The sequence below is a fragment of the Rhizobium terricola genome (genome assembly GCF_012927355.1).
Lineage (GTDB): Bacteria > Pseudomonadota > Alphaproteobacteria > Rhizobiales > Rhizobiaceae > Allorhizobium > Allorhizobium terricola.
In genome coordinates this window covers 721,303-744,385 of record NZ_JABBGK010000001.1, presented here as the reverse complement: position 1 = coordinate 744,385, position 23,083 = coordinate 721,303, and the positions used below count along the sequence as shown (strand labels likewise).

Below are 23,083 nucleotides of genomic sequence, written 5' to 3'. Positions count from 1 at the left end.
TGGGTGCATGTCCGGCAAAGATGTCGTCGCCTTCTATGCTCTCTCTGTTCTCACGCAATTCCGGACGCAAAACCGCTTCACACTTTTGCTGGAATTGCTCTAGTGCAGCGACGCGCCGGTGTGCCCCCTGTAGATGTCGAGAATGCGCTGCCGCCACTCGTCGTTCGACGGCGCGATCCGCTTGCCGTATTCGTAGGCGCCTTCGCTGAGGTGGCGGACGAGGTCATCATTGTCCATCAGCGCGATCTTCTCCGCGAGCGAATCCGCATTGCCGCTCTCGAAGACCAGTCCGGCATCGTTGCGCGCCACCTCCTCGGCGATCAGCGCATTGCTGCTGACGATCACCGGGATACCGCTCATCACCGCTTCGGCGGCGACCAGCCCATAGGGCTCCGGCATGCGCGACGGCATGACGAAGAAACGGGATTCCGACGCCAGACGGTCCACCTCGCTGTCGTCGAGCCAGCCCGGCACATGGCAGTGCGGAAGTGCGCTCTGCATCTCCTTGAGCAGCGGTCCCCGCCCGATCAGCGTTGCCGGGCGGCCGGTCTTGTTGAGCGCTTCCGCCAGCGTACGGACCCCCTTCTCCCAGGTCATCCGGCCGAGGAACAGCATGCGGTCGTTGCGCCAGGCCTTCGCCGGGCCGCGGGTCAGCGGCTTGCAGGGCGAGCGCAGGGTGAGGAAATGCCGGAGCGCCCCGCCGCTCAGATAGGGCTCCATGTTCTCATGCGCGAGGATCACCTCGACCCGGCTCCAGAATTCGTCGCCCGCCGATTGCTGGGTCAGCATCCGGCCGACGCGCCAGAGCTTGTGCAGGTAGTTGCGCTTGTCGCAGTTGCTGGTGAGGCAGCCGAGCGACATCGGCCGGTGGCCGCACACCTCGCCCGAGCGGAAATTGAGATAACCGCCGTTCGGGCAGGTCAGGAAGAAGTCGTGAGCGGTGACGATGACGCGCGCGCCGTGCCGCGAAAGAGCGTGAAAAATGGAAGGAGAGAGGATCTGCGACCAGCCGTGCACGTGAACGACCGTCTCCTCGTCGCTCGCGGCCAGCAGATTGTCGAGCGCGGCATAGGCACGGCGATTGTAGTTGCGCTCCACGACGTCGCCCGCCTGCACCCCGTCGCGCAGCGGCCGCTCGCAGAGCGCCTCGACCTTGGCCTGCGGAAAGTTCCTGCGAACCTCCTCCCCGTCGTCGCCGACGAGCACGGTACAGTCCATTCCCGCGGCCGTCGCCGCATCGATGCACTGCATCGCCACCTTGGTCGCCCCACCGAGCACAACAGACACATCGTTGATCACTAAAAGCCGCATGTGCCGTCGTCCGGTGAATGGGAGAACCAACGACGGAGGCGCATCGACCGCTCTCGAAGCCGGCCGCAAGTCCCCCGTTGTCACATCAAATTCACTGTCATTTTGAGGGTTAGATCAACCTGTCCTTTTGCACTATTCGGCACGACTTTCCGGCCAGTTTTCCACCAGACCGGGGGCGGGCGACAGGCGCCTCAACCGCTGATCAGCGCCAGCCAGTCGTCCTCGCTGAGCACCGCGACGCCAAGCTCCTGGGCCTTGGCAAGCTTGGAGGTGTTGGACGAGCGTCGCTCAGGACAATGTGCCCGCCTTTCGCGGGCGACCGCCTTTCGCACCGTTCGCGCGGCTGGCCGCAACCTTGGCCGGACTGCGCGACTGGCCGCCGCGCCGCTGGGCGTCCATGAAGACCTTCGAGCCGAATATGCCGGCCATCAGGCCGCTGATCGTGAAATCCACGTCGAGGGTCTCCCAGTGCAGCCCCGTCTCGCCGAGCAGCTCGACCTCCGACAACTGGGATACGGTGGCCGTCTCCAGTCCTTCCAGCGATCGCGCCGGAAAAAGAAAGGCCGCTCCGTTGGCGAACTCGACGACGACCCGCTCCGAGCCGGGATCGAACCGGACGGCCACGGGAACCGGACGTTCGGTCCGCTCTTCGTTCCACCGTTGCTTGGCTTCGGCCAATTCCTGATCCGTCACCTCAGCCATGATACCGTCTCCATGTTTCGAGAAAGAGCGCCTGGTTTTCGTGGATCACGTCAACCGCACGCCGTACATCCCGGTCCGAAAGCCCGCCCTGCGTGATGACCTTCAACGACATGATGTCGATGCGCGCTTCGCCATCGCCGTAGACATGCGCGTGCGGCGGCTCGTGGTCAGCCGTATAGATCACGAAACGGAGGCCGTGCGCTCGAAGGACGGTGACCATGGCAAAGAATAACCCAACGGCTTGGGTTGTTCAAGAATGTCCGCGGGCGCGCTCAACCGCCGATCAGCGCCAGCCAGTCGTCCTCGCTGAGCACCGTGACGCCGAGTTCCTGCGCCTTGGCAAGCTTGGACCCGGCATCGGCCCCGGCGACGACGTAATCGGTCTTCTTCGAGACCGAGCCTGCGACCTTGGCGCCGAGGCTTTCGGCCCGGGCCTTCGCCTCGTCGCGGGTGAATTTTTCCAGCGATCCGGTGAAGACGACCGTCTTGCCGGCGACCGGACTGCCGGTCGCGGCGGGCACCTCTGCATCAAGCGGCGTCACCTCCTCCAGCAGCTTCTCGACGACCGCAAGGTTGCGCGGCTCCTTGAAGAATTCGACGATCGAGGTGGCGACCACCTCGCCGATGCCTTCGACGGCGTTGAGGTCGTTCCATGCCTCGCCGTGCAAGGGGCCGGCCGCCTTCATCGCCTCGGCGAAGGCCTGGTACGAACCGTAGGAGCGCGCCAGCAGCTTGGCCGTGGTTTCCCCGACGTGCCGGATGCCGAGCGCGAAGATCAGCCGGTTGAGCGCGATCTCGCGGCGGGCATCGATGGCGTCGAACAGCTTGCGCACGCTGACACGGCCAAAACCCTCGATGTTTTCCAGCTTGGTGAACGGCGAGGCTTCCTGACGCCGCTTGAGGGTGAAGATGTCGGGCGCCGTGCGGATGCGGATCGCCTCGTCCTCGCTGTCGAAGAAGAAGTCGACCTGCTTGGTGCCGAGCCCCTCGATGTCGAAGGCATTGCGCGAGACGAAATGCTTGATGTGCTCCTTGGCCTGCGCCGAGCAGACGAAGCCGCCGGTGCAGCGCGTCACCGAATCGAGCTTGCCGGTCTTCTCGTTCTTCTCCCGCACCGCATGGCTGCCGCAGACCGGGCATTTCGTCGGGAAGACATATTTCTCCGCACCCTCGGGACGCTTCTCCAGCACCACGTCGAGCACCTGCGGGATGACGTCGCCGGCCCGTTGCAAGATCACGGTGTCGCCGACCCGGATGTCGTGGCCCTCCGGGCGGATGCGCTCGCCGGAATTGCCGATGCCCTCGATGTAGTCGGCATTGTGCAGCGTGGCATTGGTCACCACGACGCCACCGACGGTGATCGGCTCCAGCCGCGCGACCGGTGTCAGCGCACCGGTACGGCCAACCTGGATGTCGATCGCCTCGACGGTGGTGAAGGCCTGTTCGGCCGGGAACTTGTGCGCCGTCGCCCAGCGGGGCGAGCGCGAGCGGAAGCCGAGACGCTCCTGCAGGTCGAGCCGGTCGACCTTGTAGACGACCCCGTCGATGTCATAGTCGAGGTCGGCGCGCATCAGGCCGATCTCGCGATAGTGGTCGAGCACGTCCGCCGTCGAGGTCAGGCGCTTCATCAGCGGATTGACCGGGAAACCCCAGTCGCGGAATGCCTCCACCATGCCCATCTGCGTATCGGCCGGCATTTCCGACATCTCGCCCCAGGCATAGGCGAAGAATTTGAGGTTGCGGCTCGCCGTCACCTTGGGATCGAGCTGGCGCAGCGACCCCGACGCGGTGTTGCGCGGATTGACATAGGTCGGCTTGCCCTCGGCTTCCATCTGGGCATTGAGCGCCATGAAGGCGCTCTTCGACATGTAGACCTCGCCGCGCACCTCGACGACAGCCGGCGCACCGGCCGGAAGCGTGCGCGGGATTTCTTTGATAGTGAGGATGTTGGCGGTGACGTTTTCACCCGTCGTCCCATCGCCGCGCGTCGCGGCGCTGACGAGCCGCCCGTTCTCGTAGCGGATCGACATCGACAGCCCGTCGATCTTCGGTTCGGCGGTAAAGGCGATGGAATTGTCCGGCATCAAGCCGAGGAAGCGATAGACCGAGGCGACGAAGTCGGCGACGTCCTCGTCGGAAAAGGTGTTGTCGAGCGACAGCATCGGCCGGGCATGGACGACCTGGGCAAACGTGCCGGACGGTGCGGCTCCGACCCGCTGCGACGGGCTGTCGGCGCGGATGAGGCCGGGGAAGCGGGCCTCGATCGCATCGTTGCGCTGCTTCAGCGCATCATAGTCGGCATCCGAGATCTCCGGCCGGTCCTTGCCGTGATAGAGCGTGTCGTGGCGGGCGATCTCGCGTGCCAGCCGTTCGAGCTCGGCTCTCGCCTGCTCCTCGGTCAGATCCTCGACTGCAATCATGCTCTCTGCCATCGCCCTACTCCGCATTCGACTCGTCGGTCTTAGCCGAAATTGACGCGGCGCAAAACCCGGACCGGGGACCGGTTCAGTCGAGACTGCGGGCGCCGAGATCGACGCGGGCGATCAGCGGCAGGTGGTCGGAGGCCTTGCGCGCCAGCGGCGTGTCATGGACCGCCATTTCGGCGATCAGGTCGGAGCGGTTCGCCATGATCCGGTCCAGCGAAAGAACCGGCATCCGGGCCGGAAAACTCGGGATCGGCGGCGGCAGCGGGCCGAACACCGATTCGAGCCGGGTGAGCGCCGAGCCGGGTCCGAGACGCCATTCGTTGAAATCGCCCATGAGAAGCGTCGGGCGCTCCTCGCGCCGGCCGATGATATCGAGGATCATGTCGGCCTGCTGGCGCCGCGCCCAGCGCAGGAGGCCGAGATGGGCCGCGATCACCCGGAGCCCCTCGCGCGATTCCAGGTCGATTTCGGCAACCAGCGCGCCGCGCGGCTCAAGCCCCGGCAGCGCCACCTGGTGCACGTCGCGCACGATGCCCTCGCGGAACAAGAGCACATTGCCGCGCCAGCCATGCGACTTCGGCTTGGAGGCGACCGGCACCGGCACCGGCATCAGCCCGGTCTCGAGCCTGAGCCGTGGAAGGTCGAGCAGGCCGGATCGTTCACCGAACCGCTGGTCGGCTTCCTGCAGGGCAATCACGTCGGGGCCGATCTCGCGGATCACCTCGATGATCCGTTCGGGATCGAAACGCCCGTCCGTGCCGACGCACTTGTGCACGTTGTAGGACGCCACCAGCATCGAGCCATGCCCGTCTAGCCGGATCGGCCTTTTCTCTATGGCACGGTTGGCCCTGTTCTTGAACGAGGCGAGAACCGCCGAGGCGAGGTTACCGTTGGTCTTCGTCATTTCACTTCCATGCGGACGTCGCGAATGCCTTGACGATTCGAAGCATACGCCCGTGCCCGCCGTGTTTCATCGACCGAGATCAAGGATCTGCTGCATCGCAACAGATATCTTTCACAAATAGGGCGAACCGAGCCAGAGGACACGGTCGAACAGACGCAAAACGAAGGGGCGCCGCCGAAGTTCCTCGAGCGTGACCGCCGAGGCGCCCTCAAGGGCTGCGTCGATCCGCCTGTCGATGATCGAGACGAAAGCGGGATCGAACACCTCGATGTCGATCTCGAAATTCAGCCGCAGCGACCGGGAATCGAGATTGGACGAGCCGACGAAGGCCCATTGGCCATCGACGGTAATGAGCTTCGAATGGTCGAACACGCCGGGCGCCCGAAAGATCCGGCTGCCGTCCTTGATGATCTGGTCGAACTGCGCCGTCATGGCATGGCTGACGATCGCGAGATTGTTCTCCGCCGGTGTGACGATGTCGACGGCGACGCCGCGCCGTGCAGCGGTCGCCAGCGCGCCGAGCAGGATGTTGTCGGGCAGGAAGTAGGGCGACATGATGCGGATCGAACTCTCCGCAACGGAAAACGCCCCCATCAGCATCTTGTGGTTCGTCTCGAGATTGGTATCCGGGCCCGAGACGACGGTGCGCACGAAGCTCGGCGCGCCGGGTTCCGACGCGATCGGCGCCAGGCTCCAGGCCGCCCCGTTCAGCACCTCTCCCGTCTCGAAATGCCAGTCCTCGGCCGCCACCGCGAAGATGTCGGCGACCGCCGGGCCGCTCACCCGGAAATGGGTGTCGCGCGCCGCCGCCTCGCCCTCGAAGGCCGAGCGGATGTTCATTCCGCCGACAAAGGCCGTGCCGCCGTCGACCACGAGGATCTTGCGGTGGGTGCGGAGGTTTGCGTAAGGGAGCCTCAGCCCCATGATGACCTTGCCATTGAAGGCGACGACCTTCACGCCGCCGTCCGCGAGATAGCCCATGATGCTCGGAACGCTGTAGCGCGCGCCGACGGCATCGATCAGCACCCGAACGGCGACCCCTCTCTGGTGGGCTGCGATCAGCCGGTCGGCAACGCGCTGGCCCGCCGGGTCGCGATCGAAGATGTAGGTTTCCAGAATGATGCTGCGCTCGGCCGCGTCGATCGCCTCGCAGAAGGCGGCATAGGTCTCTGCTCCGGAGGACAGCATGTCGAGCCGGTTTCCCGAAGAGAGCGCATGCTTGGCCACGCGGTCGCCGAGCGTCTTCAGCCCCGCCATGCGGCGCCCGAAGCGCATTTCGATCTCGTCACGCGACACACCGAAATGGGAGAGCGTACGCCAGAGCTCGTCGAGCCTGAGCGCACGCCGCGAGATCATCGAGGCGCGGCGGATGCGGTTGATCCCGACGACCGCATAGATCAGGGCACCGACCAGCGGCGACAGCACGATGATGCCGACCCAGCCGACCGCAGAGCGCACCTCGCGCTTCGTCATCGCCGCATGAACGGCGGCAATCGCGCCCAGCGTGACCGACAGGACGGCAAGGATGACGGGCCAGTAGGCGGTCAGGGTTTCGTACATCGCGCACCGAGGGAAACAGGTTTCGGAAGGGAAAGCAATTGCCGGCCTCGATGAACGCGACCGCCGGCCAAAAGGTCCCCGGCCTCAGTTTTCTCCGGCGAGAAGCCGGGCTGCCGCGGCGCGCGCCTCGTCGGTGATCGACGCACCGGCGAGCATGCGGGCGATCTCCTCGCGCCGGTGTTCGGGCTCCATGGTCGCGACCCGGGTGGCGATCTTCTCGCCGCCCTCGCCGCTCGGCCCCTTCGAGATCAGGAGATGGGTCGCAGCGCGCGCGGCGACCTGCGGCGCGTGGGTGACGGACAGCACCTGCACCTTGGCAGACAGACGCTTCAGCCGCTGGCCGATCGCATCGGCAACCGCACCGCCGACGCCCGTGTCGATCTCGTCGAAGACCAGCGTCGGCGCAGAACCGCGGTCGGCCAGGGCCACCTTGAGCGCCAGCAGGAAGCGGGAAAGCTCGCCCCCGGAGGCAACCTTCATGATCGGCCCCGGACGCGTGCCCGGATTGGTCTGCACGTGGAATTCGACGGTGTCGATGCCTTCGGCCGTCGCAGCAGAGGGATCGGCAGCCACCTCGACCATGAAGCGTGCCCGCTCCAGCTTGAGTGCCGGCAGTTCCGCCATGACCGCCTCGGAAAGCGCGGAGGCCGCATTCTGCCGCTTGGCCGAAAGCGCAAGGGCGAGATGATCGTAATGGGCCTTGGCCTCGACGACAGCCGCCTCCAGCGCGCCGAGCTTTTCCTCGCCGGCATCGAGCTCGGCGAGATCGGCGATCATCTTCTCGGCCAGCGCCGGAAGGCCGGTGACCGGCACCGCATATTTGCGGCCGGCGGCACGAAGCGCAAAGAGGCGTTCCTCGACACGTTCGAGCTCGTTCGGATCGAACTCCGTGCGGCGAAGCGCGTTCTCCACTTCCATCTGGGCGTTGGAGAGATTGTCGAGCGCTGTATCGAGCAGCTGCACGGTGTCTTCGAGCAGGCCGGGCGCCTCGTGGCTCTTCCGCTCCAGCCGACGCACCAGCGAGGCGATCAGCGGCACCGGCGAGGCGTTGCCGTTGAGGAACTCGGACGCCTCGGCGATGTCGCCGGCGATGCGCTCGGACTTCTGCATGACGGCGCGGCGCTCGGCCAGTTCGTCCTCTTCGCCGTCGCGCGGGCTGAGCCGTTCCAGCTCCTCGACCGAGGCCCTCAGATAATCGGCCTCGCGGGCGGCGGCCTCGACGCGGGCGCGATGGGCCTTGAGCACGCGGTCCGCCTCGCGCCAGCGGCGATAGCGCTCGCCGAGCGTGACGGCCTCGTCGGAAAGGCCGGCAAAGGCATCGAGCAGCATGCGATGGGCGTCGGTATCGACGAGCGCCCGGTCGTCGTGCTGGCCGTGGATTTCGACCAGCATCTGCCCCGCCTGGCGCATCAGCTGCACCGAGACCGGCTGGTCGTTGATATAGGCGCGGGTGCGCCCGTCGGAAGACTGGATGCGACGGAAGATAAGATCGCCGTCGTCATCGACGCCGTTGCCGCGCAGCAGGGTCCGGGCGGCATGGTCCATGCCGACGTCGAACACGGCCGTCACCTGCCCCTTGTCCTCGCCATGGCGCACCAGCGAACCGTCGCCCCGCCCCCCGAGGGCGAGCGACAGGCTGTCGAGCAGGATGGATTTGCCCGCGCCGGTCTCGCCGGTCAGCACCGAGAGACCCGCCTCGAAGGCAAGATCCAGCCGCTCGATCAAGACGATATCGCGGATCGACAGCTGGACCAGCATGGGACACTCATCTCATGACCAGGAAAGAAGGGTCAGCCACCAAGAAGAAGCGACTTGCCGGCCCTTGCGATCCACGAACCCGGGTTTTCACGCGGCTGGAGGCCGCCCGTCTGCAGAAGCTTGTAGGAATCTGCATACCACTGGCTGTCGGGATAATTGTGACCGAGCACCGCAGCGGCCGTCTGCGCTTCCTGGGCGACGCCCATCGCGTAATAGGCCTCGACCAGGCGCGCGAGCGCTTCTTCGATCTGGTTGGTGTTCGGATACTTCTCGATCACGACGCGGAAGCGCGACACGGCGGCAAGGTATTCCTTGCGCTCGAGATAGTAACGACCGACCTGCATCTCCTTGCCGGCGAGCTGGTCGCGGGCGAAGCGGATCTTGGCCTGGGCGTCCTCGACGTATTCGGAGTCCGGATAGTTGTCGACGACCTTCTGCATCGCGTCGATCGTCTGCAGCGAGCTCTTCTGGTCCTGCGTCACGTTGACGATCTGCTTCCAGTGGGAAAGACCGACGAGATACTGCACATAGGCAGAATCATCCGAACGCGGATAGAGGTTCATGTAGCGGTTGCCGGTGGCGATCGCATCGGTATAGCGCGCCATGCGGTACTTCACGAAGGTGCTCATCACGAGCGCCTTGCGCGACGATTCGGAGAACGGGTGCTGGCGGTCGACGGCGTCGAACTTGCGCGACGCCTCGACCATGTTGCCCGCCTTGATGTTGGCGAGGCCCTGGTTGTAGAGGACGTCCGGCGGATCGGTTTCGACGCCGAGCTTGGTAATATCGATATCGGGATCGGACTGGCAGGCCGCAAGCAGCGCACCGGACACCGTCATCATCACACATATACTGGCAATACGCGCGGCTTTATTCACAACGACCGACCCTAGATGACTCATTCAACAGTTCCCGATAGCAGCGCCGCTTGAAAAACAGTCGCTTTCAACACGCGTTTCTAGCCATAAAAGCGGCAGGAGAGCAACGCAATGATCGTGATTTAACGCATTTTTGTGGCAAGCCGGAAGGAAAAGCCTGAAATGGTCGATCGCCCGGTCGACCAGCGCCCGTCACCTCCGAAAGGCCCGGAGATCAAAAAAAGTGCCGGGAATCGCTTCCCGGCACCAGTCTGGAGGTAATTGGACCGATCAGGCCGACCAGGGCGCGAATTCCGGGACGTTGACCGCAACGAACTCGCGTGCCCTCGCCTTCAGGCTGCGGGCCGGCGCCTCGACGACTTCATAGGCATCCCGGTTTTCGAGAAGCGCCTTCAAGGCGTTTGCGTTGAGCTTGTGCCCGCCGCGATAGGAACGGTAGCAACCGATGAACTGGGCACCGGCAAGCGCCAGGTCGCCGACCGCATCGAGCGTCTTGTGGCGGACGAACTCGTCCTTCTCGTAGCGCAGGCCCTCGACATTGATGACGGTGTGATCGTCGGAAATGACGACCGAATTCTCGAGCGAGGAGCCGAGCGCGAAACCGGCGGCCCAGAGGCGCTCGACGTCGCGCATGAAGCCGAAGGTGCGGGCCCGCGAAAGCTCGGTCTTGAAGCTTTCGGCGGTCAGGTCGCCGGCCCAGGACTGGCGACCGATCAGCGGGGTTTCGAAATCGATCTCAACCTCGAAGCGGGTGCCGTCATACGGGCGGAACTCGGCCCAGGAGGCACCGGCCTCGATGCGCACCGGCTTGGTGACGCGGATGTAGCGGCGCTTGACGCCGAGATTGGTGATGCCGACCTGTTCGATCGCATCGATGAAGGCTTCCGAACTGCCGTCCATGATCGGCATTTCGGCGCCATCCACCTCGATCACCAGATTGTCCAGGCCGAGCGCATAGACCGCCGCCATCACATGCTCGATGGTCGCAATCGAACGGGCCGGCGTGAAACCGAGAACCGTGCAGAGATCGGTGTTGCCGACCTGCGAGGAAACCGCCTTGAACTCCGTCGAGCTGCCATCCTCGTGCATGCGGACGAAGACGATGCCCGTGCCCGCTTCCGCCGGCTGCAGGTTGATCGTGACCGGACGGCCGGAATGGACGCCGATGCCCGTGATGCTAAGCGGTGCTGCGATGGTGGTCTGAAAACCCAGCAATGCGATTGCCATGAAATGCGCCTTTTCGGATGCGGTTCTTCCGATACCCTGGGGCATCAAGGCTCGAACCGCCTTTGTCTCTGCTGAAGGGGACCGGACGCGACGCATCCGAACCCAATTCCGATTCCATACATACGGACCGGCCGGGGACATTCCAAATCACTGTTTCTTTCGCATTGTAACGAAACCACCGCGTTGAAAATGCACGCGAAACGAAGCTTGTGCGAGACTTGCCGAAACGCAAAGAGCCCGGGCTTTTCAGGCCCGGGCTCTTGATCACAGAAAGCCTACGATCAGTTGGACTGGCGGCGAAGGAAGGCCGGGATTTCCAGCTGGTCGTCCTCGTGACTCGAACGCGACGGGGGCGTGGCGCGACCCTGGTCGTCAAGCTGGCCGCGACGCGGCGCATAGAGGCTGGCTTCCGGCGAAAGAGCGCGACGCTGCGGGGCGGCCGGAGCCGGTGCAGAGGCGTTCATATCGGCGGCGGGTTCTTCTTCCTGATGGCGGCCAAGCGAGTTGGTGATCCGCTTCAGGAGACCCATCGGACCGCGTTCATCCTGGGCAGCCGGGGCTGCAGCATGAGCGCGGTGGTCCATCTCGGCGCGCAGAACCGGCGGGAAGTCTTCCACCTTCGGCATGCGGACCGGCTCGACGGTCTGGCGAACGGCCGGGGCGACCGGTTCATGACGAACCGGAGCCGGAGCGACCGGTGCCTGCATGGCCGGTGCCGGGCGGCTCATGACCGGCGCCGGAGCGGCGACCGGCTCGACCGGCATGCGGACGGCTGGCTGTGCTTCGGCAACCGCCGGAGTTGCAAACAGCTTGCTCTGCGGGCGGAATTCCGGCTCGGCGACCGGCTGTGCGGTAGCAACAGCCTGACGAGCGATGGCGATTTCGAGTTCACGTTCCATTTCGGCTTCCGCCGAACGGATGGTTTCTGCCACCGGATCGATGGACTTGGGTGCCTGCGCCATTGCAGGCTGAACTGCGGCCGGAGCCGAAGCAACGGCCGCCGAAGGACGGATAAGGGGCTTTGCAGCCGGAGCTGCGTCGAAGCCACGGCCGGCAACCATGCCGGCGGCACGGTCGATGCCGGTCGCGACGACCGACACGCGGATGAGGCCTTCCAGCGCTTCGTCGAAGGTCGCGCCGAGGATGATGTTTGCATCCGGATCGACTTCTTCGCGAATGCGGGTTGCCGCTTCGTCGACTTCGAAGAGCGTCATGTCGCGACCACCGGTGATCGAGATCAGGAGGCCCTGTGCACCCTTCATCGAGGTCTCGTCGAGCAGCGGGTTGGCAATTGCGGCCTCTGCGGCCTGCATTGCGCGGCCCTGGCCCGAAGCCTCGCCGGTACCCATCATCGCACGGCCCATCTCGCGCATCACCGAACGGACGTCGGCGAAGTCGAGGTTGATCAGGCCTTCCTTGACCATCAGGTCGGTGATGCAGGCAACGCCCGAGTAGAGAACCTGGTCGGCCATGGCAAAGGCGTCCGCGAAGGTCGTCTTGTCGTTGGCGATACGGAAGAGGTTCTGGTTCGGGATGACGATCAGCGTGTCGACCGACTTCTGCAGTTCCTCGATGCCGGCCTCAGCGAGACGCATGCGGCGCTGACCTTCGAAGTGGAACGGCTTGGTGACGACGCCGACGGTCAGGATGCCCTTGTTGCGGGCGGCCTGAGCCACGACCGGAGCAGCACCGGTACCCGTGCCGCCGCCCATGCCGGCGGTGACGAAGCACATGTGCGTGCCGTTCAGGTGATCGATGATCTCGTCGATGCATTCTTCCGCCGCAGCGCGGCCGACTTCCGGCTGGGAACCGGCGCCGAGACCCTCGGTGACGTTGACCCCGAGCTGGATGATTCGCTCTGCCTTGGTCATGGTCAGCGCCTGGGCGTCCGTGTTGGCGACGACGAAGTCGACGCCCTGGAGACCTGCGGTGATCATGTTGTTGACGGCGTTACCGCCGCCGCCCCCGACGCCGAACACGGTGATCCGAGGCTTCAGCTCGGTGATATCTGGCTTCTGCAGCTTGATGGTCATTGTCAGTCTTCCTTCTTTTCTCCGGCCGCATCGCCACGCCGGCCATTTTCATTTCAACTCTTCGCTCCCGACCGCTCTTCATTGAGGGACGGGACTGAACTCAAAAACTTTCCTTCAGCCATTGACCCATGCGGGCAAAACGGCTGTTTCCGTTGCCGAAGGGGGAAAACAGACCACCCTGGCCGGCATGCGTTTCCTGATCGGCAACCTGCGGATAAATCATCAATCCGACTGCGGTCGAAAATGCGGGACCCTTGGCCGCGGCGGGAAGGCCGGCGACCCCCATCGGGCGCCCGATTCGCACGTTACGGGCCAGAACGCGGCGAGCCGCTTCGGGCATACCGGTCAGCTGGCTGGCGCCGCCCGTGAGGACGACTCGCTTGCCGACGACGGGCGAGAAACCCGACTTCTGAATCCGATCGCGCAACAGTTCAAGAGTCTCCTCGATCCGGGCGCGAATAATTCTCGTCAGCAGCGCCTTCGGCACCTGCACCGGCTGATCCCGGTCGTCCTCGCCGATCGGCGGAACGGCGACGATGTCGCGCTCGTCGGCACCGTTTGCGAGGGCCGATCCGTGAACGACCTTCAGGCGCTCGGCATCCTCGATGCGGGTCGACAGGCCGCGGGCCAGGTCGGTCGTCACATGATGGCCGCCGATGCTGATGGCGTCGGTGTGGATGAGCTTGCCCTCGGCGAAGACAGAGATGGTGGTCATGCCGCCGCCCATGTCGATCGCGGCGCAGCCGAGTTCGACCTCGTCGTCGACCAGGGCGGCAAGCCCGCTCGCATAAGGCGTCGCGACGACGCCCTCGACGGTCAGGTGCGCCCGGTTGATGCAGAGTTCGAGATTGCGAAGTGCGGCGCGCTCTGCGGTCACCACGTGCATGTCGACGCCGAGAACGTCGCCATACATGCCGAGCGGGTCGCGGATGCCGCGTTCGCCGTCGAGCGAGAAACCGGTCGGCAGCGAGTGCAGTACGGCGCGCTCGTTGCCCTGGGACTGCTGGCCGGCGGCGACGAGGACCTTCTTGAGATCGCCCGATTCGACTTCCTGACCACCGAGATCAATCGTCGCGGTATAGACGTCGGAACCGATGCGACCTGCGGAAACATTGACGATCAGGCTCTCGACGGTGAGACCCGCCATGCGCTCGGCCGCATCGACGGCGAGACGGACAACACTCTCGACCGCATCGAGATCGGCGATCACGCCGGACTTGATGCCGCGCGAACGCTGATGGCCGATGCCAATCACTTCGACATTGTGAGTGCGGCCCGGAAGCACGGAGCTTTCCTTGCGCGGCGTCAGGCGGCCGATCATGCAGACGACCTTGGTCGAACCGATGTCGAGCACGGAGACGACGTGGCTGCGCTTCGAAGACAGCGGCTTCATGCGCGGCAGACCGAAGTGGGAGCTACCAAACAGGCTCATATGTTCTGCCCCACCTTCTTGAGCATCTTGCGGCGCTCCTCGACAGCCGCCATCCGGCGCTCCTGGGCTTCCGGCGTCAGCTGGATCGTGGTGCGGTCGGGAAGACGCAGGTCGACGGCAGCGATATCGCGCGAGAGAACCTGCTGCTCGGCATCGAGGCGCGAAAGCTGCGCCAGCGCCTGACCGACATTGTCTTCCGGCAGTTTGACGATGACGCCGTTGTCGAGGTGGATATCCCAGCGACGACCCGCCACGCGGACGAAAGCCTTCACGCGGGAGGCAATTCCCGGAAACTTCTCGAACTCACCCTCGACGGCGGCGGCGGCAGTTTCCGCATCGCGCCCGACGAACAGGGGAAGGCTGGCAAACTTGTTGTCGCGCAGCGGAGCAATCACGCTGCCCGAACGCTCGATGAGCGACAGCTCGGTGCCGTGCTGCCAGATGCCGTAGGCCTCACGCTCACGCAGGACCACTTCGACGGTACGCGGATAGACCTTACGAACCTCGGCCGATTCGACCCAGGGAAGCTCAGCCAGAGCCTGACGGGCAGCAACGATGTCGAGACCGAGCAGACTGCTCGATCCATCGAGGCCGAGCAGCTGAAGGATATCGATTTCCGACGTGTGCTGATTGCCGGAGACGCGGACATCCTCGATCGCGAAACCCGCACCCGTGGTCAGCGACTGCATGACTGCCTGACCATGACCGCCGGCGACGATGCCGTAGAGAACGACGGCCGAGCAGTAACCGGCAAGCGAAACCTTGCCCGTATGCGCCGGAATGGCGATACGGCCCGAGCAGAGACTGACGACGAACCGCACGACGCGGCGCATCGGACGGGGAAGAACACGTCCCTCCCCGACAGACATGGCGGCAGCGTCGATGCGCCCACCCATATCCGCTGATCTCTCGCCGTTCACCGCAAACAAGACGCGTCCTCCACCATCCACCGGACAAATTCACCAAAACCAAGACCGATGTGAGCGGCCATTTCGGGCACCAGCGAGGTCGGGGTCATGCCGGGCTGGGTATTGATTTCCAGCCAGATGAGCTCGCCGTCTTCGGAGAAGCGATCGTCGTAACGGAAGTCCGAACGACTCACTCCGCGACAACCGATCGCTTGATGCGCCTTAAGGGCCAATGATTGTATTTTTTGGTAAATTTTCGGTGAAATTTCCGCAGGAAGTACGTGCCGGGAACCACCGGCGACATATTTGGAATCATAGTCGTAGAAGCTGTGCCCCTGAGGAACGATCTCGGTCACGCCGAGCACCGTGTCGCCCATGACGCCGCAGGTCAGCTCGCGACCGGCCACGTAGTGCTCGACCATCACGCGATCGCCATAGCGCCATTCGCTGGACGTCAGGGACTGCGGCGGATGCGCCATGTCTTCCCGCACGATGACCACGCCGAAGCTCGACCCTTCGCGAACCGGCTTGACGACGTAAGGCGGCGCGATCGGATGCTCGTTGCCGATGTCGAAACGCGAAAGGACGCGCGCTTCCGCAACCGGAATTCCGGCATTCGCGGCAACGATCTTCGCCTGCCCCTTGTCCATGGCGAGCGCCGAAGCGAGCACGCCGGAGTGCGTATAGGGGATCTGAAGATACTCCAGAACGCCCTGAATGGTGCCGTCTTCGCCGAACGGGCCGTGCAGCGCATTGAAGGCGACGTCCGGCCGCAGCTCCGACAGCACCTGACCGACATTGCGATCCACGTCGACACGCGTGACCCGGTAGCCCACACCTTCCAGGGCTTCGGCACAAGCATTGCCCGAAGAGAGGCTGACCGGCCGCTCGGACGAAAGACCACCCATCAGTACGGCCACATGCTTGTCACTCATCAACGTCCCCAAAAATCACCAGATCAAACACCGGACGTTTCGGGCAGCGAGTTCACATTCGGCCGATCCCGTCCTTTCCTTAAGTTAAACGACATTAAGGTTAATGAAGTGTTTACTTTCGTTAACCGGACCGTCCCGGCAGACGAAAAACCGGTGCTTTTCGCGCGGCTAAATCAGCTCTAACGAATTGAAAAAGTGAAGACTTCGCGCGCAGTTCGCGGAACGTTGCTCAGGCGCGGCGCAGCGCCGGGATCGCGTCGTTCAGCGCCTGGGGAAAGGAGAGCGCACCCGGAGAAAGCGAGTCGATGTCACGATAGCGCACGATTCGATTGCGCCCGCTCGCCTTGGCCACATAGAGCGCCCGATCGGCTTCGGAGAAGATCTCGCCGAACGCCCGTCCGGCGACCACATCGGCGATGCCACCCGAAATGGTGACCCGTACCTGCCGTTCTCCTGCGGGAACCTTGAGAGCCATGATGCTCTCGCGAACATGCTCGACGCGCAACAGGAGATCGCACGGCGGCTCCTCGGAGAGCACGGCGAACTCCTCGCCGCCGATGCGGGCGCAGATCTCGCCGCGTGAGAAGCTGCGGCGCATCACGTCCGCCACGGCGACGATGACGTCATCCCCGGCAGAATGGCCGAAGGTATCGTTCACCGCCTTGAAGCGGTCGATGTCGAAGAGCACGAGCGAGGCTTCGCCTCCACTCGCCTCGAAGGCGGACTGAAATGCGCGGCGATTGAGCAGGCCGGACAGCATGTCGGTCCGGCTGATGCGCTCGAACTCGGCCCGCGAGACGCCGAGATCGTAGATCGCAAAGCCGACGACGCTGTAGGCGATGACGGCGACGATGAAGGAGACGGGCGGCGTAAGCACCGTGGCGATCACCAGGGCCGGAAAGAGGGCGTAGGGCAACAGGTCGAGCGCGACGAGCGCAAAATGGGCGCAGATGTTCATCGCATAGGCCAGCATGGCGATCTTTGCCGCCATCCAGATCGAACGCGACACCACGGCCCGCCGGCTCGCGAACTCGCCGAGCGAAAGCTGTCCGACGATCCAGTTTCTGGTCGCATTACCCATGAAGCCACTCCTTGTCCCGGCGCAGGATAAGCATGGCCGCTTAACATTTCGTCGACCGGCCGTTCGAATCTGCAAACGGCCGACATCTGTCCTTTCCCCGCAATCCTCCCTAGGATCACGTCATGGATGCGGGAGGCAGGCAGGCGTGATCACGAGACGACAGATTTTGGGTGCCGGCGCCTTTGCCGCTCTGGGCATTGCGGGCGAAGCGAGCCATCCGGCAAGCGCCGCCGGCAAGCGAACCGACGTGACCTTCCTCGTCATCAACGACGTGCATGCCTGCCGGATCGGCGACGCGCTGAGCCCCGGTTGCGCGACCGAGGGAAAGACCGATGCCAGCCTGCTGAAACACGTCGCCGCACTCAACAACGTGCATACGCTCCGCTGGCCGACCGAGATCGACGGCCGGCAGACGGGGCTCACCGGCGGTGGCGAGCCGATCACCAGCCCACGCGGTGTCGTCGCCTGCGGCGACATCACCGACGATGGCGGCGGGCAGACAGCGCTGCTCCGCGAAGGCGCCCAGCTCAGGCAGTTCGCCCAACGCTACGAGGAGGGCCCCGGTCCTGGACGAGTGAGGTATCCCGTCTATGTCGGCCTCGGCAATCATGACCTCGACCAGGACGGCAAACCGCCGGAGGTCAACTGGTATCGCGACGAACTGCGCGATTATGTGCGGATGAACCACAAGCCCAGCGTCTTCTTCAGGCCGCCCTACCCCGCCGACAACTATGACGAGGCCTCCGACAGCTATTCCTGGAACTGGGAGACGCTTCATCTCGTGCAGTTGCAGCGCTTTGCCGGAGACACAACAAAGGGAGCGGCGAGCGGCCTGCCCTGGCTGAAACACGATCTTGAGACCTATGCCGCCGACGGGCGCCCGGTCGTACTTTTTCAGCATTACGGCTGGGACGCATTCTCACGCGAACGGTGGGATCCGGCAAACCGGCAGTTCGATGACGCGGGCAGCGGCGCGCCCCATTGGTGGAGCGACGCGGAGCGGCAGGCCTTCAGGGACGTGATCGCCGGCCATAACGTCGTAGCGCTTTTCCACGGCCACGAGCACGACACGCCGATGATCTACCAGGCGGACGGCCTCGACATCGTCAAACCGACGGCCGCCTACAAGGGCGGCTTCGGCATCGTCCGGATCACCGACCGGTTCATGGACGTCGTGCTGGCCGAGGCGTCGGACGACAAGGGCGGCATCAGGTTTCTCGCCGCCCACGCCAAGCCGTTGGGCTGAACCCTCAGGCGACGATCACTCGACCGTCGTTCCGAGGAAAGGCTTGACCTCGCGGCCGGGCATGAAGATGCCGAGGCGCTTGATCTCCCATTCCAGCTTGATGCCGGAATTCTCGAACACGCGCTGGCGCACCGTCTCGCCGAGGTATTCGAGGTCATAGGCCGTCGCATGGCCGATATTGATCATGAAGTTGCAGTGCAGCGACGACATCTGCGCACCACCGATCATCAGGCCGCGGCATCCCGCCTCGTCGATCAGTTCCCAGGCCGAGTGGCCTTCCGGGTTCTTGAAGGTCGAGCCGCCGGTCTTTTCCTTGACCGGCTGCACCGTCTCGCGGTGATGGCGCACCGCATCCATGTCGGCGCGGATCTTGGCCTTCTCTTCGGGGTAGCCCTCGAAGAGAGCACTGGTGAAGATCATCCCCTCGGGCGCGTTCGAATGGCGGTAGCTGTAGCCCATGTCGGCCTTGGACAGCACATGGCGGTTGCCCTTGCGGTCGACCGCCTCGACCTCGACCAGCCGCTCCGACGTGTCGCCGCCATTGGCGCCCGCATTCATGAAGACCGCGCCGCCGATCGAGCCGGGGATGCCGTAGTAGAAGTGGAAGCCGCCGATGTTGTGGTCCATCGCCATCGCGGCGATGTGCTTGTCGGGGCAGATCGTTCCCGCACGGATGCGGTTCTCGCCGTCCAGCTCGACCTGGCCGAAACCCTTGGCCGACAGGCGGATCACCACGCCGGGAATGCCGCCGTCGCGGACCAGCAGATTGGAGCCGACGCCGACCACGGTCAGCGGCACGCTTTCCGGCAGAAGCTTGAGGAAGGCGACGAGATCGTCGGTGTCGTGCGGCTGGAACATCAGCTCAGCAAGACCACCCGCCTGGAACCACGTCACGCGGTCCATCGGCGCGTCCGGCGTCAGCCGCCCCCGCAACTCGTTGACACCGGGCCCCAGAGAGGCCAGCAGCTTTTCCCCATCAACCTGTTTCATCAAGACTTTCCCGAAAAAGCTTCCAGTTCGCGCGGCAGGGCTGCCGCCCACTGGGTAATGTTACCTGCACCCAACAGAATCACGAAATCACCCGGCTGCGCAATGCCCGAGACGATCGAGGCGAGCTGGTCGGGCGATGCCAGATAGCGGGCGTCGCGGTGGCCGCCGGAGCGGATGCGCTCGACCAGTGCTTCCGAATTCGCACCCTCGATCGGATCCTCGCCCGCCGCGTAGACCGGCGCCAGCATCAGCGTGTCGGCATCGTTGAAGCAGTTGGCGAAATCCTCGAAAAGGCTCGCCAGGCGCGAATAGCGGTGCGGCTGGTGGACCGCGATGATGCGGCCCTTGCAGGCCTCGCGTGCCGCCTTCAGCACGGCCTTGATCTCGACCGGATGATGGCCGTAGTCGTCGAACACCTGAACACCGTTCCAGGTTCCGGTGAGCGTGAAGCGGCGCTTGACGCCGCCGAAGGACGACAGGCCCTTGCGGATCGCCTCCTCGGAGATCTCCAGCCGGTTCGCCACCGCGATCGCGGCGCAGGCATTCGCCACGTTGTGGCGGCCCGGCATCGGCAGCCGGAGATCCTTGAAGCTGAACACCCGGCCGGTCCGGCGGCGGCGGATCTCGACGTCGAAGATCGAATGGGTGCCCTCGAGGCGGACGTTCGAATAGCGCACGTCGGCCTGCGGGTTCTCGCCATAGGTGATGACCTTGCGGTCCTCGATCCGGCTGACCAGCGCCTGCACTTCCGGATGGTCGAGGCACATAACGCCGAAGCCGTAGAAGGGCACGTTCTCGACGAACTGGCGGAAGGCGGCCCGAACGGCGTCGAAATTGCCGTAGTGGTCAAGATGCTCGGGGTCGATATTGGTGACGATCGCCACCTCGGCCGGCAGCTTCAGGAAGGTGCCGTCCGATTCGTCGGCCTCGACCACCATCCACTCGCCTTCACCCATGCGGGCATTGGTCCCGTAGGCGTTGATGATGCCGCCATTGATGACCGTCGGGTCGAGATTGCCGGCTTCGAGCAGCGCCGCCACCATCGAGGTCGTCGTCGTCTTGCCGTGCGTGCCGCCGATGGCGATCGCATTGCGGAAGCGCATCAGCTCGGCGAGCATCTCGGCGCGGCGCACGATCGGCAACAGCTTCTCGCGGGCGGCAACCAGCTCGGGATTGTCCTTCTTGATGGCTGTCGACACGACCACGACTTCCGCGTCACCGAGGTTTTCGGCCTTGTGGCCGACAAACACCTCGATGCCCTTGGCGCGCAGCCGCTGGACGTTGGCACCGTCGGCCTGGTCCGAACCCTGGACCCGATGGCCGAGATTGTGCAGCACCTCGGCGATACCGCTCATCCCGATCCCACCGATCCCGATGAAATGGACCAGCCCGATCGACTTCGGCATTTTCATTGATTGGCTCCCTTCACGTGAGCAATGTCCTTGCCCGCGGCAATAGACTCAACGAGGTCCGCGAGCAAGCGCGTTGCATCCGGCTTGCCGGCCGTGCGCGCCGCCTCCGCTTCCCTTGCGAGCCGTTCCGGTTCCTCCATGGCGTGGGCGAGCAGCTTAGCGAGCCGCTCCGGCGAAAGCTCGGACTGTGCGATGACGCTCGCGCCGCCGGCCGCTGCCAGCGCCGCGGCATTGGCGGCCTGGTCGTGATCAAGCGCATAGGGATAGGGAACGAGGATGGACGGACGGCCGATCACCGAGAGCTCCGACACGGTCGAGGCGCCGGACCGGCAGATGACCAGATGGGCGGCGGCGATGCGGGCCGCCATGTCGGTGAAGAAGGGCGAAACCTCGGCCGGGACGGCAAGCTTCTGATAGCAGGATTTGACCCGCTCCAAGTCTTCCGGACGCGCCTGCTGCGTGACCGTCAGGCGCCGGCGCAGCCCTTCGTCGAGCAGGCTGATCGCATTCGGCAGCGCGGACGAAAAGAACTGTGCGCCCTGGCTGCCGCCGAAAATGACGAGGCGGAACGGATGACTGGGCTCAGACGGCGAATAGGGCACCGACGACGCGGCGATCACCGCGGGACGCACCGGATTGCCGGTGACCACGGTCTTGGCCGAAAACGTGCCGCCTTCCGGAAGGAAGCCGCCGGCAATCGCCTTGACGCGGGAGGCGAGCGCCTTGTTGGCACGCCCCATCACCGCATTCTGTTCGTGAAGAAGCGTCGGCACGCCGAGCCCGGCTGCGGCCAGAACGGGCGGCACGGTCGGATAACCGCCGAAGCCGATCACGGCCTTCGGTTTCAGGCTGCGCACCAGCTGCTTTGCCTGGCGAAACCCCTTCCACAGCGCCCAAAGCGCCCGGGCGAGCGCCACCGGGTTTTTCGAGCCGATCGTGGCTGAGGCAACGGTGTGGATCGCCTCGGCCGGGAACATGCCGGCATAGCGCTCCGCCCGGCTGTCGGTGACGAGATGGACCGAATAACCGCGTTCGGCCAAGAGGTGGCCGAGTGCTTCCGCCGGAAACAGGTGGCCGCCGGTACCGCCGGCGGCAAGCAGGATGATGCCTTTGCTCATGATGGCTTACTCCGCCGGAACGCCGTGGGCGGCGCGAAACAGTCTGCGCTCCTGCGCGCGTTTCTCCGGGCGACGACGCGTCAGCGCCAGAATGAATCCCGCCGTCACGCAGATCGCGATCATCGACGAACCGCCGTAGGAGATCAGCGGCAGGGTCATGCCCTTCGCCGGCAGCAGTTCGAGATTGACGCCGATGTTGATCATCGACTGCACGCCGATCTGCAGGACGAGGCCAGCGACGGCGAAACGGTTGAAGTCGTTGCGTTCCCGGAAGGCGTGATTGAGACCGCGCAGCACGAGAAACGCGAAGATCGCGACCAGCACCATGCAGAAGATGATGCCGAATTCCTCGGCGGCGACCGAGAAGATGAAGTCGGTGTGGCTGTCGGGAATGATCCGCTTGACGACGCCCTCACCCGGTCCCTGACCGAACCAGTCCCCGCGGATGATCGCCTGACGCGCGGTGTCGACCTGGAAGGTGTCGCCTTCGCCGGTCAGGAATCGGTCGATACGGCCCGCCACGTGCGGCAGCGTCACATAGGCGCCGAACACGCCGGCAATGCCGATACCGCCGAGCACCGTGATCCACAGCCAGGGCATGCCGGCCATGAAGAACATGCCGCCCCAGACGACGGAGGTGAGGATGGTCTGCCCGAGGTCGGGCTGCGCGATCAGCAGGGAGGCGACGATGCCGAACAGGATGATGGCGAAGAGATTGCCCGGGATTTCCGGCTGGCGCGCATGCTCGGCGAACAGCCAGGCGCAGATGACCACGAAGGCGGGCTTCATGAATTCGGACGGCTGGATGGAGATCCCCGCGAGCGTGATCCAGCGCCGCGCGCCCTTCACTTCGATGCCGAAGAACAGCGCCGCGATCATCATCAGCAGCGAAACGGCAAGGATGACCATCGCGGTGCGCCGAACCTGGCGCGGCGACAGGAAGGACAGGCCGATCATCACGCCGAGCGCCGGCAGCATGAAGGCCGCATGACGCTTGACGAAGTGGAAGCTGTCGAGGTTGAGCCGTTCGGCGACCGCGGGCGATGCCGCGAAGGAGAGCATGAAACCGATCCCCATCAGGAGGATGAAGGTGATCATGAACAGGCGATCGATCGTCCAGAACCAGTCGGCGACCGGGCCTCTCTCCACGCGGCTTACCATG

Annotated in this window: 19 protein-coding genes; 1 reads left to right on the top strand and 18 read right to left on the bottom strand. The window is 64.5% G+C overall.

Translation table 11 applies throughout. From position 1 onward, the window contains the following. Window positions 1–99 precede the first annotated feature (99 nt). The 14 genes from HHL25_RS03430 to HHL25_RS03365 form a co-directional block, all read right to left on the bottom strand. The gene (locus HHL25_RS03430) at window positions 100–1,311 is read right to left on the bottom strand and encodes a glycosyltransferase family 4 protein (protein WP_169587286.1); all 1,212 of its coding nucleotides are present in this window, start codon (window positions 1,309–1,311) and stop codon (window positions 100–102) included. Window positions 1,312–1,599: 288 nt separating this feature from the next. Then, entirely contained in the window at window positions 1,600–2,013 is a 414-nt protein-coding gene (locus HHL25_RS03425) for a DUF2442 domain-containing protein (protein WP_169587283.1), read from the bottom strand. Continuing rightward, window positions 2,006–2,233 (bottom strand): DUF4160 domain-containing protein, encoded by a 228-nt coding sequence (locus HHL25_RS03420; RefSeq protein ID WP_169587281.1) that lies wholly within the window; start codon window positions 2,231–2,233, stop codon window positions 2,006–2,008. Before HHL25_RS03420 ends, HHL25_RS03425 begins: the two co-directional genes overlap by 8 nt. A gap of 52 nt (window positions 2,234–2,285) precedes the next feature. Beyond that, a complete protein-coding gene (gene ligA / locus HHL25_RS03415; protein WP_169587280.1) occupies window positions 2,286–4,445 on the bottom strand; it encodes an NAD-dependent DNA ligase LigA in 2,160 nt (719 codons plus the stop codon). A 73-nt stretch (window positions 4,446–4,518) separates the two neighbouring features. After that, entirely contained in the window at window positions 4,519–5,343 is an 825-nt protein-coding gene (locus tag HHL25_RS03410) for an endonuclease/exonuclease/phosphatase family protein (protein WP_169587278.1), read from the bottom strand. A gap of 111 nt (window positions 5,344–5,454) precedes the next feature. Then, window positions 5,455–6,903 carry a phospholipase D-like domain-containing protein gene (locus HHL25_RS03405; RefSeq protein WP_169587276.1) on the bottom strand — a complete coding sequence of 483 codons (1,449 nt, stop codon included), beginning with the start codon at window positions 6,901–6,903 and terminating at the stop codon, window positions 5,455–5,457. 84 nt (window positions 6,904–6,987) lie between these two features. Then, a complete protein-coding gene (recN, locus tag HHL25_RS03400) occupies window positions 6,988–8,661 on the bottom strand; it encodes a DNA repair protein RecN (protein ID WP_169587274.1) in 1,674 nt (557 codons plus the stop codon). A gap of 32 nt (window positions 8,662–8,693) precedes the next feature. After that, complete coding sequence (locus HHL25_RS03395) at window positions 8,694–9,503, bottom strand: outer membrane protein assembly factor BamD (protein ID WP_390624491.1); 810 nt, start codon at window positions 9,501–9,503, stop codon at window positions 8,694–8,696. A gap of 306 nt (window positions 9,504–9,809) precedes the next feature. Then, window positions 9,810–10,766 carry a UDP-3-O-acyl-N-acetylglucosamine deacetylase gene (gene lpxC / locus HHL25_RS03390; protein ID WP_169587271.1) on the bottom strand — a complete coding sequence of 319 codons (957 nt, stop codon included), beginning with the start codon at window positions 10,764–10,766 and terminating at the stop codon, window positions 9,810–9,812. 281 nt (window positions 10,767–11,047) lie between these two features. Next, window positions 11,048–12,799 carry a cell division protein FtsZ gene (gene ftsZ / locus HHL25_RS03385; RefSeq protein ID WP_169587269.1) on the bottom strand — a complete coding sequence of 584 codons (1,752 nt, stop codon included), beginning with the start codon at window positions 12,797–12,799 and terminating at the stop codon, window positions 11,048–11,050. Between the two features lie 100 nt (window positions 12,800–12,899). Further along, window positions 12,900–14,231: a cell division protein FtsA gene (gene ftsA, locus HHL25_RS03380; RefSeq protein WP_169587267.1), complete on the bottom strand. Its 1,332-nt coding sequence runs from the start codon at window positions 14,229–14,231 to the stop codon at window positions 12,900–12,902. Further along, on the bottom strand, window positions 14,228–15,127 hold the full coding sequence (locus tag HHL25_RS03375; RefSeq protein ID WP_169587265.1) for a cell division protein FtsQ/DivIB: 900 nt from the start codon (window positions 15,125–15,127) through the stop codon (window positions 14,228–14,230). Before HHL25_RS03375 ends, ftsA begins: the two co-directional genes overlap by 4 nt. Window positions 15,128–15,147: 20 nt before the next feature. Beyond that, the gene (locus tag HHL25_RS03370) at window positions 15,148–16,074 is read right to left on the bottom strand and encodes a D-alanine--D-alanine ligase (protein WP_169587263.1); all 927 of its coding nucleotides are present in this window, start codon (window positions 16,072–16,074) and stop codon (window positions 15,148–15,150) included. A gap of 229 nt (window positions 16,075–16,303) precedes the next feature. Beyond that, window positions 16,304–17,155, bottom strand: coding sequence for a GGDEF domain-containing protein (locus HHL25_RS03365; protein WP_169587261.1), 852 nt, complete (start codon window positions 17,153–17,155; stop codon window positions 16,304–16,306). 145 nt (window positions 17,156–17,300) lie between these two features. Here HHL25_RS03365 and HHL25_RS03360 point away from each other — a divergent pair, with 145 nt between their 5' ends. Continuing rightward, window positions 17,301–18,401 carry a metallophosphoesterase gene (locus tag HHL25_RS03360; RefSeq protein ID WP_315853017.1) on the top strand — a complete coding sequence of 367 codons (1,101 nt, stop codon included), beginning with the start codon at window positions 17,301–17,303 and terminating at the stop codon, window positions 18,399–18,401. Window positions 18,402–18,416: 15 nt separating this feature from the next. Here HHL25_RS03360 and murB read toward each other — a convergent pair whose 3' ends face one another. The 4 genes from murB to ftsW are packed head-to-tail and all read right to left on the bottom strand — an operon-like array spanning window position 18,417 to window position 23,082. Further along, window positions 18,417–19,391, bottom strand: coding sequence for a UDP-N-acetylmuramate dehydrogenase (murB, locus tag HHL25_RS03355; RefSeq protein WP_169587257.1), 975 nt, complete (start codon window positions 19,389–19,391; stop codon window positions 18,417–18,419). Beyond that, entirely contained in the window at window positions 19,391–20,803 is a 1,413-nt protein-coding gene (gene murC, locus HHL25_RS03350) for a UDP-N-acetylmuramate--L-alanine ligase (protein WP_169587255.1), read from the bottom strand. Before murC ends, murB begins: the two co-directional genes overlap by 1 nt. After that, entirely contained in the window at window positions 20,800–21,921 is a 1,122-nt protein-coding gene (gene murG / locus HHL25_RS03345; protein ID WP_169587253.1) for an undecaprenyldiphospho-muramoylpentapeptide beta-N-acetylglucosaminyltransferase, read from the bottom strand. Before murG ends, murC begins: the two co-directional genes overlap by 4 nt. Window positions 21,922–21,927: 6 nt before the next feature. Continuing rightward, complete coding sequence (gene ftsW, locus HHL25_RS03340) at window positions 21,928–23,082, bottom strand: putative lipid II flippase FtsW (RefSeq protein ID WP_169587251.1); 1,155 nt, start codon at window positions 23,080–23,082, stop codon at window positions 21,928–21,930. Between the last annotated feature and the right edge of the window lies 1 nt (window position 23,083).

What these genes read in the sequence shown, in the direction of transcription:
- lpxC (WP_169587271.1), bottom strand. Translation starts at nt 10,766, where the DNA reads ATGGCAATCGCATTGCTGGGTTTTCAGACCACCATCGCAGCACCGCTT.
- murC (WP_169587255.1), bottom strand. Translation starts at nt 20,803, where the DNA reads ATGAAAATGCCGAAGTCGATCGGGCTGGTCCATTTCATCGGGATCGGT.
- HHL25_RS03410 (WP_169587278.1), bottom strand. Translation starts at nt 5,343, where the DNA reads ATGACGAAGACCAACGGTAACCTCGCCTCGGCGGTTCTCGCCTCGTTC.
- HHL25_RS03370 (WP_169587263.1), bottom strand. Translation starts at nt 16,074, where the DNA reads ATGAGTGACAAGCATGTGGCCGTACTGATGGGTGGTCTTTCGTCCGAG.
- HHL25_RS03420 (WP_169587281.1), bottom strand. Translation starts at nt 2,233, where the DNA reads ATGGTCACCGTCCTTCGAGCGCACGGCCTCCGTTTCGTGATCTATACG.
- murB (WP_169587257.1), bottom strand. Translation starts at nt 19,391, where the DNA reads ATGAAACAGGTTGATGGGGAAAAGCTGCTGGCCTCTCTGGGGCCCGGT.
- ftsA (WP_169587267.1), bottom strand. Translation starts at nt 14,231, where the DNA reads ATGAGCCTGTTTGGTAGCTCCCACTTCGGTCTGCCGCGCATGAAGCCG.
- HHL25_RS03375 (WP_169587265.1), bottom strand. Translation starts at nt 15,127, where the DNA reads ATGGGTGGGCGCATCGACGCTGCCGCCATGTCTGTCGGGGAGGGACGT.
- ftsW (WP_169587251.1), bottom strand. Translation starts at nt 23,082, where the DNA reads ATGGTAAGCCGCGTGGAGAGAGGCCCGGTCGCCGACTGGTTCTGGACG.
- HHL25_RS03365 (WP_169587261.1), bottom strand. Translation starts at nt 17,155, where the DNA reads ATGGGTAATGCGACCAGAAACTGGATCGTCGGACAGCTTTCGCTCGGC.
- HHL25_RS03430 (WP_169587286.1), bottom strand. Translation starts at nt 1,311, where the DNA reads ATGCGGCTTTTAGTGATCAACGATGTGTCTGTTGTGCTCGGTGGGGCG.
- recN (WP_169587274.1), bottom strand. Translation starts at nt 8,661, where the DNA reads ATGCTGGTCCAGCTGTCGATCCGCGATATCGTCTTGATCGAGCGGCTG.
- HHL25_RS03395 (WP_390624491.1), bottom strand. Translation starts at nt 9,503, where the DNA reads ATGATGACGGTGTCCGGTGCGCTGCTTGCGGCCTGCCAGTCCGATCCC.
- HHL25_RS03425 (WP_169587283.1), bottom strand. Translation starts at nt 2,013, where the DNA reads ATGGCTGAGGTGACGGATCAGGAATTGGCCGAAGCCAAGCAACGGTGG.
- HHL25_RS03405 (WP_169587276.1), bottom strand. Translation starts at nt 6,903, where the DNA reads ATGTACGAAACCCTGACCGCCTACTGGCCCGTCATCCTTGCCGTCCTG.
- ligA (WP_169587280.1), bottom strand. Translation starts at nt 4,445, where the DNA reads ATGGCAGAGAGCATGATTGCAGTCGAGGATCTGACCGAGGAGCAGGCG.
- murG (WP_169587253.1), bottom strand. Translation starts at nt 21,921, where the DNA reads ATGAGCAAAGGCATCATCCTGCTTGCCGCCGGCGGTACCGGCGGCCAC.
- ftsZ (WP_169587269.1), bottom strand. Translation starts at nt 12,799, where the DNA reads ATGACCATCAAGCTGCAGAAGCCAGATATCACCGAGCTGAAGCCTCGG.